This is a genomic window from Segatella intestinalis, assembly GCF_029348455.1.
Lineage (GTDB): Bacteria > Bacteroidota > Bacteroidia > Bacteroidales > Bacteroidaceae > Prevotella.
The window spans coordinates 149,113-161,747 of the sequence record NZ_JARJVV010000008.1; the positions used below are offsets into that span (position 1 = coordinate 149,113).

Annotated in this window: 9 protein-coding genes; 7 read left to right on the forward strand and 2 right to left on the reverse strand. The window is 50.2% G+C overall.

Annotated elements, in window-relative coordinates:
• Positions 1–94: 94 nt before the first annotated feature.
• Positions 95–3,106 carry a DUF4450 domain-containing protein gene (locus P3T48_RS07170; protein WP_276506188.1) on the forward strand — a complete coding sequence of 1,004 codons (3,012 nt, stop codon included), beginning with the start codon at positions 95–97 and terminating at the stop codon, positions 3,104–3,106.
• Between the two features lie 147 nt (positions 3,107–3,253).
• Here P3T48_RS07170 and P3T48_RS07175 read toward each other — a convergent pair whose 3' ends face one another.
• Both P3T48_RS07175 and P3T48_RS07180 read right to left on the reverse strand, forming a co-directional pair.
• On the reverse strand, positions 3,254–4,174 hold the full coding sequence (locus tag P3T48_RS07175; RefSeq protein ID WP_276506189.1) for a hypothetical protein: 921 nt from the start codon (positions 4,172–4,174) through the stop codon (positions 3,254–3,256).
• A gap of 467 nt (positions 4,175–4,641) precedes the next feature.
• Positions 4,642–5,622: an ROK family protein gene (locus tag P3T48_RS07180; protein WP_276506190.1), complete on the reverse strand. Its 981-nt coding sequence runs from the start codon at positions 5,620–5,622 to the stop codon at positions 4,642–4,644.
• Between the two features lie 131 nt (positions 5,623–5,753).
• Here P3T48_RS07180 and P3T48_RS07185 point away from each other — a divergent pair, with 131 nt between their 5' ends.
• The 6 genes from P3T48_RS07185 to P3T48_RS07210 all read left to right on the forward strand — a co-directional run bounded on the left by P3T48_RS07185 (position 5,754) and on the right by P3T48_RS07210 (position 12,296).
• Positions 5,754–6,431, forward strand: a complete 678-nt coding sequence (locus P3T48_RS07185; protein WP_276506191.1) for a LysE family translocator — start codon at positions 5,754–5,756, stop codon at positions 6,429–6,431.
• 60 nt (positions 6,432–6,491) lie between these two features.
• A complete protein-coding gene (locus tag P3T48_RS07190; protein ID WP_276506192.1) occupies positions 6,492–7,043 on the forward strand; it encodes a DUF4924 family protein in 552 nt (183 codons plus the stop codon).
• A 77-nt stretch (positions 7,044–7,120) separates the two neighbouring features.
• Positions 7,121–8,707: a peptide chain release factor 3 gene (locus P3T48_RS07195; RefSeq protein WP_276506193.1), complete on the forward strand. Its 1,587-nt coding sequence runs from the start codon at positions 7,121–7,123 to the stop codon at positions 8,705–8,707.
• 137 nt (positions 8,708–8,844) lie between these two features.
• Positions 8,845–10,650 (forward strand): chloride channel protein, encoded by a 1,806-nt coding sequence (locus P3T48_RS07200; protein WP_276506194.1) that lies wholly within the window; start codon positions 8,845–8,847, stop codon positions 10,648–10,650.
• A gap of 59 nt (positions 10,651–10,709) precedes the next feature.
• Positions 10,710–11,693 (forward strand): methionyl-tRNA formyltransferase, encoded by a 984-nt coding sequence (gene fmt / locus P3T48_RS07205; RefSeq protein ID WP_276506195.1) that lies wholly within the window; start codon positions 10,710–10,712, stop codon positions 11,691–11,693.
• Positions 11,694–11,723: 30 nt separating this feature from the next.
• Entirely contained in the window at positions 11,724–12,296 is a 573-nt protein-coding gene (locus tag P3T48_RS07210; protein ID WP_217757254.1) for an L-threonylcarbamoyladenylate synthase, read from the forward strand.
• Positions 12,297–12,635 lie beyond the last annotated feature (339 nt).

The window sequence follows — 12,635 nt, forward strand, 5'->3', positions numbered from 1 at the left end:
GACGAGACAGAAAGTCGTAAATCCAACAGAAAAGAGACTTAACCAAGGCTTGAATAAAATATAAAACTTGAATAATAAGAAACCATCAACCAACATGAAACAAACTAAATTAAAAACTTTCGCAGTCGTATCGGCTTGTATGATGGGAATGTTGTCCTCGTCAGCGCAAGGAGTGATGCAGCGTACTGCCAACTACCACCCCGACGGTAGAGGTTTTAGCTGTGTGAATGGCAACAATCGTTATACACGCGCCCTCTATGGCAGTGTGGATGAATGGCGACTGGAAACCAGCGACCGTCCTATATTCGCTATCTTTAAGAAGAACAATCATCGCAACATCCGTTTCGTGATAAAATGCAACGGTCAGGCTTTTCAGCTCGACTCGGTAGAGTACTGCAAGGCAAGATATGAGGCTGGAAAGCGTGAGTATCTGATGAAGGACAAGCGATGGGGTAGCGGTGTACTGAAGCTCTCGGTGTTGGCTTATCCGCAGACGGAAGGTGCTGTCTGGAAATTCGCTGCCGAGAATTTTGGCAAGGCGAAAATAGAGATTGTGGGTATGATATGCGAAACCAGGGTGAGCAAGTTTAAGAGAGCCGGCGACATCGGCAAGTTCGATGGTCCTGAGGCCTTCGATGCGCCTGCCCAGCCCAAGATGCTCTCTACCGTTGCAGGTATTATGCCTCAGAAGGGTGCTGCCGAACTGTATTTCTCGGTCGACAACACCGTCTTGTCGACAGGCAAGAACTCAGAGATGTGCAAGCGTTATCAGGCAGCAGAGCAGTGGCGTTCCGACTTGGCTTCTTCCGTCATCTTCAATACTCCCGATGCTTATCTGAATCCTGTAGGCGGAACTATGGTCATGGCTGCAGACGGAGCCTGGAACGGGCAAGTTTGGACGCATGGCGCTGTGGGCTGGAGAATGCCTCTGCCAGGCTGGCGTGCAGCCTATATGGGCGATTTCTTGGGTATGTTCGACCGCCAGCGCATTCATTTCGATGCCTATGCCAAGAGTCAGGTGACCGACATCCCTGTGACCCGTCCTCATGTGATGGACAAGGAGCACAATCTCTCGCGTGGCGCCTACGAATGGGGAACGCCGATGTACAGCAATGGCTACATCTGCCGCAATCCAGAGAACAACAAGCAGTTCCACCATTACGACATGAACCTGGTGTATATCGACGAGCTGCTTTGGCATTTCCAGTTTGATGCCGATACAGCCTATATGCGCAAGATGTGGCCTGTCATCAAGAGTCATCTCGCCTGGGAGAAGAACACCTGGGATCCCGACAACGACGGACTCTACGATGCCTATTGCTGTATCTGGGCAAGCGATGCGCTGCAATACAACAGCGGTGGCGTAACCCATTCGTCGGCCTATAACTACCGTGCCAACCTCTTGGCTGCCCGCATGGCAGAGATGATAGGCGAGAATCCAGCGCCTTATCGTGAGGAAGCCGACAGGATACTGAAAGCCATGAACAGCCGACTGTGGCTGAAAGATTTCGGCCACTGGGCTGAATATCAGGATTTCATGGGACTGAAGCGAGTTCATAAGGACGCAGCGCTGTGGAGCATCTACACACCGATAGACTGTGGCGCAGGAACTGGCGAACAGAACTATCTGGCAACGAAGTATGTGGACAGGCACATCCCGCGCGTACCTTATATATATGATGGACAGGAATATCAGGCGGTGAGCACATCCGACTGGTCGCCTTACGAATGGAGTATCAACAATGTGGCGATGGCAGAGGTGATGCATACCGTGCTGGCTTATTATCAGGCAGGAAGAGCGGAGGAGGCTTACCGACTGCTGAAAGCCAATGTGCTCGACTTCATGTATCTTGGCAGCAGTCCGGGCAACTTCGGACAGTTGTCGACGATGGACCGTGCCACAGGCGAGGGCTATCGCGATTTCTCTGATGTGACGGGCATCTCGTCGCGTGCGTTTATCGAAGGCCTTTATGGCATCACGCCCAATGCTTTAGAGGGCAAGTGCATCATTCGTCCAGGTTTCCCCGCAGCATGGGACAGCGCGTCGGTGCATACACCTTATTTGGACTACTCGTTCAGAAGAGTGGGCGACAAGGACATCTTCGATATAGAGCAGAACTTCGCCCGTCCGCTGCAGATTGTGATACGTCAGAATATGGGTGGAGGAAAATACAAAGACACCGCGCTGACAGCCGACAAGCGTCAGCACGTGGAGCTGGCAACCATCAAGCCCGTAGACAATGATGAGGTTGAGGTAAAGAAAACTTACACCTTGGCTGATGCCGTTGCGGAACAGACGGCCGATCGATGGGGAACGATGACAGGTGTGGGCAATGACTTCGACCAGTTGAACGACGGAAAGCGAAGAATGGTGAACATGGATGCTGCCTTCAATTCGGAAGTGAGCGACATCTTCAAGAACCAATACCTCACACCCCGCTCGCCTTACACCACACTCTGTGTGCCTACGCAGGGAATGGGCGACTGGTGTTCAACGAAGAAACTCGCCAAGATAGACGACTCCAAGTTGCGCAGCATGGTGAAGGACGGATCTTTCGAAACCTTGCCAGGCTTGTCGTTCCGCACACCTGCCGAGGGCAAGAATATTGCCTATACCAGTTTGTGGGACAATTATCCCGACAGCATCACCATTCCTTTGTCGGGCAAGGCTTCGCATGCCTATCTGCTGATGGCTGGCTCTACCAACCCCATGCAGTTTGCTATAGAGAATGCCGTGGTGAGAGTGGAATATACCGATGGTACGACAGACGAGCTGATGCTTGTTCCACCCGTCAACTGGTGTCCTATCGAGCAAGACTTCGTGGAGAACGCTGTGGCTTTTGCCATGCCTGCCGTTCGTCCTTACCGCATAGGTCTGAATACAGGTATTGTGAGCCGTCATCTTTTCCGCGACTCTCACTATCAGGAGGCAGCCACTGCCGGCGATCTTCCTGATATGAAGTTGGCGATGTGTGCCCTGCCTGGTGGCGCTGCCACGATGCTCGACATGCCTCTCAACGCCAAGAAGAAACTCCGTTCGCTGACTCTCCGCGCCTTGAGCAACGAGGTGGTTGTTGGACTGATGGGAGTTACACTGCAGAAGTAAAACAGCTTTCGCAAATGGGGAAGTTAAGTTAAAGAAGTTAAAGCCATATGCTTTATGGCTAAGTATTCAACCAAAAAAGGCTGTGTCTTTGGGAAGAATCCCTTTGACACAGCCTTTCGTTTTTGTATGTAGTATTGTAGTAGAAGATTACTTAACCATGATCTTCTTGACAGAACCGTCGCTCATCTTCACGATGTTGAGTCCCTTGTTGAGCTGGGCGTTGCGAACACCGTTCACGCTGAAAATAGCTTCAGCCTTGGCAGATGAGGTAGCGTTTATGTTGTCGATACCTGTTGGAGTGCTGTTGAGGTAAGTCTTGATTTCCTCGATGATATTGCTAAGAACCATTTGGTCTCCATTCTCGCCTTCGTAAGATGCATAGGTTGCCTTAGCTTTGTCAGAAAGAATTTTTTTCAACTTGGCAAGTAAAGTCACGTTTGCTTCCACTTTTTCGTTGCTGGCATAATTTTTAGCTTCATTGTATTTTGCCTTGTAGTCGAGATATGCGTTTTTCTGAGTTTCGGAGATGAAGAGCCAGTCGTTGTTGATGTTCTCCTCATTCTCTGCTTCTACGTAAGATGTTCCTTCTACAGAAAAGTAGCGAGTTTGATACTTGGACCAAACTTTTTTTGTGTTTTTGAGTTTATACGCATAGCCTTTGTCAGGAGTAGTTACATTTACCAAAGAAAAATAGGTATATGTTATATCGCTGATGTCACAGAACCACTTCACAACGTCAAAGTTCAAAAAAAGTTTTTTGTTTCCACAAGCAAACATATACGTGTCATTCTTGTTAGTAATTGTCCAGAGGTTGGCGTTGTTGATGTCCTTCTCTGATGCGCTACGATTATTTTTGATGAAAATTTCAGCGCCGACATTGTAGATATAGGCTTCTGTCAAGTCTGAAATCTGTTCTCCTTTCAACCATGCACTCTCAGATGCAGGAGAATAATCTGTCGAATTTGAGTTTTCTTCTTGAGCATTTGCTGTAGTCAAAGCGCTTGCTGTTATTACAGCTGCGAGCATGATGCTTTTGGCGTATTTAGCCACTGTGTAAATCTTTTTCATTCTTACTTATTCTTTTGTGATTCTTAATTAAATGTGATTCTTAACTTGAAATGATGTTCAATACAATCGTAAGAGAGTGCCGGACGACTGTGATGTGTCATGTTATCTTGTTTACAATCCTGTCCGCACCTTTGTTTTGGGTGTGCAAAGGTACGAAAAAACTATAAGAACGAGCGAGGTTTTGAGAAAAAAGTGCGGAATAAGAGGAAAAATTGATTTTCGTCATGTAAAAAGTGCTTGAAATGTAGATTTCTGTCACGATTATGCAGCAGTTCTTTTTAAAAACAATGCTTCATTTTCTTTAAAACAATGTAGCAGTTCTATCAAAAACAATGCAGTATTTGTCGTGAAATACATATCTGTGATAAAAACGAGAATGCCCCCGAAATTACTTCGGAGGCATACTGTATATTCCTGGAACGATAAACAAAAATAAAGTCCAGGATTTTTGTAAAGATGATGACAAATTACAAATCCCAACCCACAGCGCTTGCGCCGAGAACAGCTGCAGAGCTGCCGTCGAGAGTTGACACAAGGAACTTAGCCTTGCCCTTGAAGATAGGCAATACGGTATTGTCGTATGACTCCTTGAGAGGTTTCATCAAGAGGTCGCCAGCCTTGGTAAGACCGCCGAAGAAGACGAAAGCCTCAGGTGAAGCGAATGCTGCGAAGTCTGCACAAGCCTCACCGAGCATCTTGCCAGTGAAATCGTACACGCGCTTAGCCAGGGCGTCGCCCTTGCCGGCAGCAATACTTACCTCGTAAGAGGTGATGTCCTCTGGCTTGATTTCGCGGAGCAATGAAGGCTCATCGCTCTTCTTGAGGAATTCGCGTGCAGTACGAGCCACACCTGTTGCAGAGCAGTAAGCTTCCAGACAGCCAGTTCTGCCGCAGCCGCATGTACGGCCTTCCTTGCCACGAACCATAACCACATGGCCCAGCTCGCCAGCGAAACCATCGCAGCCATAAACCATCTTTCCATCAATCACGATGCCTGAGCCTACGCCAGTACCCAAAGTGATGTCGATGAAGTTCTTCAGTCCACGTGCTGCGCCATAAGTCATTTCGCCCAGTGCTGCCGCATTGGCATCATTGGTAAGCGCTACTGGGAGTCCGCCAAGAGCCTTGCTGAAGAGGTCTGCCAAAGGAACTACACAAGTGTGAGCCCAGGGCTGGTTGGGAGCGTACTCGATAGTTCCCTTATAGAAGTTGCCATTAGGTGCTCCGATACCCATAGCCTTGATTTTCTCAATACCACCAACAGTTTCGATAATAGGTTGTAGTGCTTCGACAGCTGCCTTTACGTAATCATTCACGTTGTCATAGCCACCAGTCTTGATGGCTGTAGTAGCCTTGATTTCACCACGTGCGTCAACGATACCGAAAACAGAGTTGGTGCCGCCAAGGTCCAAGCCGATTACATACGGCTTCAATGCATTTTCTGTCATATTGTTTATGTTTTTTAATAAGTTAGAGTTTTAAAATTTGATGGCAAAGATAAGAAAAAAAATGCATCGGACAAACTTTTAGACGGAAAATTTGCATTGTATGATTAAAAAATTGTATCTTTGCACCTCGTATGAATTTATTGTTTCCAATAGAGATAAACATCCTTGATTTTATTTTCAAGGGTATTGTCATAGGTATCATTGCCTCTGCTCCCATGGGTCCAGTAGGTATTTTGTGTATTCAGCGCACGTTGAACAAGGGGCGCTGGTATGGTTTTGTGACAGGCATCGGCGCTGCTTGCAGCGACATCGTGTATGCCATGTTCACGGGTTTGGGTATGAGTTTTGTGATGGATTTTGTCAACAATGCCCAGAACAAATTCTATCTTCAGATTTCGGGCAGTCTGCTGCTGCTTGTCTTCGGAGTGTATTGTTTCATGAGCAACCCGATGAAGAATATGCACAAGAGCAGCAACAAGCAGGGCACATTGTTCCACAACGGCCTGACGGCCTTTCTCGTCACCCTCTCCAATCCGCTCATCGTGTTCCTCTTCATGGCCACATACGCGCAGTTTGCCTTTGTGGTTCCCGACATGCCTATTGAGATGGGCGTGGGCTATCTCAGCATCGTGTTTGGCGCCTTGCTGTGGTGGTTTGGTCTTACCTGGCTCATCGACAAGATACGCGGCAAGTTTGATACCAACGGCATTCTTATTATTAATAAGGTGATAGGCAGTGTGGTAATCATCTTCTCGCTGATAGCGCTGATAGGCACGGTGTTCAACCTGTATCATCTGCCCGAGTTTTAGGCTGTCTTACGGGGCGTGTGCCCGGAAAGATTATATGAGAATATTATTTTCACAAAATATATGTTTGTAGCACAAGAGTTAAGAAAGAAAAGTATCGCCGAATACCTGTTGTATATGTGGCAGGTGGAGGACATTATCCGTGCCTATGGCTGTTCGCTGCCCGTTATCCGCAAGCAGTATATCGACCGTTTCGACTATACCGACGAGCAGAAAGCCGAGGAGCTGGACTGGTTTGGCAACCTCATCCGCATGATGAACGAGGAAGGAAAGCGCGAGTATGGACATCTCGATATCAACCGCGTGTTGCTCAAGGACGTCATCGACTTGCACGGAATGCTGCTGCAGAGCAGCAAGTTCCCCATCTATAATGCCGAATACTACAAGGTGTTGCCCTACATCGTAGAGCTGCGCAACAAGGGCGACAAGGATGTGAACGAGATAGAAACCTGCTTAGACGCACTCTATGGCGTGATGATGCTCCGCCTGCAGAAGAAGGAGATAACGCCCGAGACAGCCCGTGCCGTGACCGAGATCAGCACCTTCGTGGGCATGCTGAGCGATTATTACATCAAGGACCGTAAAGAGGGCTTGAAGTTTGACGACGACATGTAGTGTTTAATTTTTAGGATATACATATTTTATAATAATATACAGAACTTGAGAAAAGTTCAAAATATATATACAACGAGATGAAAGAGATTGAAAGAAGAAGAACGTTTGCCATTATATCTCACCCTGATGCAGGTAAGACCACACTGACCGAGAAGTTCCTTCTCTTTGGTGGACAGATACAGGTGGCAGGTGCCGTAAAGAACAATAAGATACGCAAGACAGCCACTTCCGACTGGATGGATATAGAGAAACAGCGTGGTATTTCTGTTTCCACGTCGGTGATGGAGTTCGACTACTTGCCCGATGGCGAGCATGGCGACCCCTACAAGGTGAACATCCTCGATACTCCCGGTCACCAAGACTTTGCCGAGGACACTTACCGCACGTTGACAGCCGTTGACTCAGCCATCATCGTGGTCGACTCAGCCAAGGGTGTGGAGGCCCAGACCCGCAAGCTGATGGAAGTGTGCCGTATGCGCAATACGCCTGTTATCATCTTCATCAACAAGATGGACCGTGAGGGCCGCGATGCCTTCGACGTGCTCGACGAACTGGAGGAAGAACTCAAGATCAAGGTTCGACCCCTGAGCTGGCCTATCGGACAAGGTGCCCGGTTCAAGGGCGTGTACAATATCTACGAGCAGCAGCTCAACCTCTTTACTCCCAACAAGCAGCGCGTGACCGAGAAGGTGGAAGTGGACGTCAACTCCGAAGCGCTCGATCAGCATGTGGGTGAGCGCGAGGCTGCCCAGTTGCGTGAGGATCTGGAGTTGGTCAACGGCGTTTATCCAGCCTTCGATGTGGAGACTTACCGTTCGGCCGAGGTGGCACCGGTGTTCTTCGGTTCTGCGCTCAACAACTTCGGTGTGCAGGAACTTCTCGACTGCTTCGTCAAGATAGCACCGTCGCCCAAGCCCACTCAGGCCGAGGAGCGACTGGTAGAGCCAGAGGAAAGCAAGTTTACTGGCTTCATCTTCAAGATCACCGCCAATATCGACCCCAACCACCGTTCATGTATTGCCTTCTGCAAGATTTGTTCGGGTAAGTTTGTGCGCAATCAGCCTTACCTGCACGTACGATTGGACAAGACCGTCCGTTTCTCTTCGCCCACACAGTTCATGGCGCAGCGCAAGAGCACCATTGACGAGGCTTATCCTGGCGACATCGTAGGTCTGCCCGACAACGGCATCTTCAAGATTGGCGACACGCTCACCGAGGGCGAGCAGCTGCACTTCCGTGGTTTGCCTTCGTTCTCGCCTCTGCTCTTCAAGTATATCGAGAACGACGACCCAATGAAGAGCAAGCAGTTCCAGAAGGGATTGGAGCAGTTGATGAACGAGGGTGTGGCACAGCTGTTTGTCAACCAGTTCAACGGCCGCCGCATCGTGGGAACCGTAGGACAGTTGCAGTTCGAGGTCATCCAGTATCGTTTGGAGAACGAGTACAACGCCAAGTGCCGCTGGGAACCTGTCCACCTGCACAAGGCTTGCTGGATAGAGGCCGACGATGAGCAGGAGCTGGAGAACTTCAAGAAGCGCAAGTATCAGTACATGGCCAAGGACATAGAGGGCAGAGACGTGTTCCTCGCCGACTCGGGCTATGTGCTCAGCATGGCACAGCAGGACTTCGAACATATCAGGTTCCATTTCACTTCGGAGTTTTAAGGAATGATGAGGCGCGGACAATACAGAGGCTGATGCCATATTCCTTGGTGAAAGCGTTGTGGCAGTCAGAAGATAAAATCCGTGTAATCCGCGTAATCTGTGCCAAGATAAAATAATAAAGGATAATATATATATTAATGGATGACGATATTTTAGAAGCAAGGAAAAGTTGGGTCGACAAGATGGTGGCCTGGCAGAAGGAGCATATTTCCGACCGCCAGATGACACTCATCCTCGCCTTTGTCATCGGGGTGCTCGCCTCGGTGGCAGGCTATTTCCTGCATGGAATCGTGCACGAGATACAGATTCTGCTCACATCGGGATTTGTCAAGAACACGTACAACCTGCTCTTCCTTCTCTTCCCAATCGTGGGCATTTACCTCACGTCGCTCTTTATCAAGTATGTGGTGCGCGACAATATCTCGCATGGTATTACCCGCGTGCTCTACGCCATCTCTACCAAGAACTCCAAGCTGCGCGGCCACAACTGCTGGTCGTCGGTGGTGGCTTCTGGCATCACCATTGGCTTCGGCGGTTCTGTGGGAGCCGAGGCGCCTATTGTGCTTACCGGTTCGGCCATCGGTTCCAATCTGGGACAGATCTTCCGCATGGACAAGAAGACGATGATCCTGCTGGTGGGCTGCGGAGCCAGTGCCGCCATTGCCGGAATCTTCAAGGCACCTATAGCCGGACTGGTCTTCACGCTCGAGGTGCTGATGGTCGACCTGTCGATGGCTTCGCTTCTGCCCATCCTCATCTCGTGTGTCACAGCTACCTGTTTCACCTATATTCTGATGGGCTCCAAGTCGCTCTTCGACTTCACGCTCACCTCGCCCTGGGTGCTCGACCGTGCGCCGGTATGTATCCTGTTGGGTATCTTCTGCGGCTTTGTCAGCCTTTATTTCATGCGCACCATGTCGGCTTGCGAGGGCATGTTCGCCCGTCTGGGCAAGCATCCTTATGCCAAACTCCTCTTGGGCGGACTCATCCTGAGCAGCCTTATCTTCCTGTTCCCTTCGCTCTATGGCGAGGGCTACTCGGCTGTCAACATCCTGCTCAAGGGCAGGACAGAGGCAGAGTGGGGGCAGGTGATGAGCAACTCGCTCTTCTATGGCAACAGCCATCTGCTGCTTGTCTATATCGGACTCGTCACCCTCACCAAGGTGTTTGCCACATCGGCAACCAATGGCAGTGGCGGTTGTGGTGGAACCTTCGCACCTTCGCTCTTTATCGGCGGTTTTGCGGGTTTCTTCTTCTCTCGCTTCTGGAATGCCAACGAGATAGGTGTCTACGTGCCCGAGCAGAACTTCACGCTCATGGGTATGGCAGGCGTGATGACGGGTGTGATGCATGCACCGCTTACGGGCATCTTCCTCATCGCCGAACTCACGGGAGGCTATCAGCTCTTCATGCCGCTCATGATCGTCTGCATCTCGTCATACCTCACTATCAGCATCTTCGAGAGCCACAGCATCTACGCCCTGCGACTGGCAAGAGAGGGCAAGCTGCTCACTCATCACATCGACCGTGCGGCCCTCACGCTGATGAGCATGCAGAGCGTCATCGAGAAAGACTATCATCCCATTCATGCCGATCTGCCTATGGGTAAACTCGTGGCTGAGATAAGCCGCAGCAACAACAACTTCCTGCCAGTGGTCGACAAGGGAGGTGTACTCTTGGGAGTGATAGATATTACCCGCATCCGTCACATCATCTTCCGGTCAGAGCTTTACAACCGTTTCTCTGTGCGACAGCTCATGTTGCAGCCATCGGCAGTACTTTCCGACCACGAGCCGATGGATGAGGTGATGAAGAAGTTCGACCAGACCGATGCGGCCCAGCTGCCTGTGGTCGACACAGCCGGCGTGCTTGTAGGCTACATCAGCCGTACCAAGGTGTACTCAGTGTATCGCAAGATTGTGGCCGATATGTCGGCAGAATAATTTAAGTGAAGAGTGGAGATTTCTTCGGCTTTGCTGATTTTAACTTCAAATGTTATTTTATGGAGAAGAAAGATTTAAGAATCGTTTTTATGGGAACACCCGAGTTTGCGGTGGAATCCCTCAAGAGCCTCGTAGAAGGCGGATATAATGTGGTGGCTGTGGTAACCCAGCCCGACAAACCCGTAGGACGCCATCAGGACACGCTGCAGGCGCCTCCTGTCAAGCAGTATGCCCTGGAGCAGGGCTTGCCCGTGCTGCAGCCTGTCAAGATGAAAGATCCCGAGTTCGTGGAGCAGCTGCGTGGCTTCCGTGCCGACCTTCAGGTGGTGGTGGCTTTCCGCATGCTGCCCGAGGTGGTGTGGGCCATGCCCCGTTTCGGCACGTTCAATGTGCATGCCGCCCTGTTGCCTCAGTATCGTGGCGCAGCGCCTATCAACTGGGCTGTCATCAATGGCGAGACGCAGACTGGTGTCACCACCTTCTTCCTCGATCACGACATCGACACCGGACGCATCATCATGCAGGAGCCTTTCGCTATTCCCGACGATGCCGATGTGGAGTATGTCTACGACGGACTGATGCACCTCGGTGCCGGTATCGCGCTCAAGACCATCGACAAGCTGATAGCTGCCGATGGCAACATCGACTCCATCTCGCAGGACGAGTTGGTGGCAGAACAGCAGGAACTGCATCATGCACCCAAAATCTTCAAGGAGACCTGTCGCATCAGTTTCGGCCAGCCAGCCAAGAAGGTGTACGATTTCATCCGCGGTCTGTCGCCTTATCCTGGCGCATGGACCGAGATACAGAAGGAGGGCGGCAAGGCTCAGGTGCTGAAGGTTTTCAAGACTACGAAGACCGGCAAGGCACTGGCAGAAGGCGTCGCTGTGGGCTCGCTCCGTGTAGAGGGCAAGAGCCTGCTCGTGGCTTGTGCCGACGAGTGGCTGCAGCTCGACACCATTCAGATAAGCGGCAAGAAGCGCATGGAGGCACGCGACTTCCTCAACGGTATGCGCGACATCGAGCAGTATAAAACCATTTAGAAACATTATACATATTATAATATCAGCATTATGACACAGCAAGAAGACATTAAGAATGCAGTGGAGTGCATGCGAAAGGGTGGAGTGATACTCTATCCCACAGATACGGTATGGGGCATCGGCTGCGATGCCACCAATGCCGAGGCAGTAGCAAAGGTTTATCAGATCAAGCGTCGTGACGATTCCAAGGCGCTCATCTGTCTTGTAGACAGCGCTGACCGTATGGCGCGTTATTTCCGCAATGTGCCTCAGGTGGCGTGGGACTTTATCGATGCAGCCATGCCTGTGAAGCCTACAACCGTCATCCTCGACGATGCTACGGGTGTGGCCAATAATCTGGTGGCAGAGGATGGCAGTCTGGCCATGCGTGTCACCTTCGAGCCTTTCAGCAAGGAGTTGTGTTACCGCTTCCAGAAGCCTTTGGTCAGCACCAGCGCCAATGTGAGTGGTGAGCCTGCGGCACAGAATTATCGTGATATTTCGCCCGAAATCCTGGAGGCAGTCGACTATGTTTGCTGGAGTCGCCGTCAGGAGCACAAGCCCCACACGCCTTCCAGCATTGTGAAACTGAGCAAAAATGGCGAGGTGAAGGTGATAAGATAATCGCTTCTTCATCTTCAGTTATTTCCCCATTTGCGAAAGCTGAGGTGGAATTTACTGTCAAGAATTAGAGAAACATCGCTCGATGGCCGTGGAAATGGCTTCTCTAATTCTCTAATTCTTGACTAAAATTATTCGACCTGTACGGTTGGCACGCCCTGAAAGGGCAGAAGCTCTTAGCCCAGGGCAACGCCCTGGGTTATTACGGACGCAAACCTGTCGCCCTGTAAGGTAGGGTGTTCAAAATCCGTTTAAAATCCGACGCATTTTTTACCTATGGTATTGATGCGTTTCACTGCCAAATTTGGAGAGAGGTTTGCATTAGTCCATTCTTTAATGTGC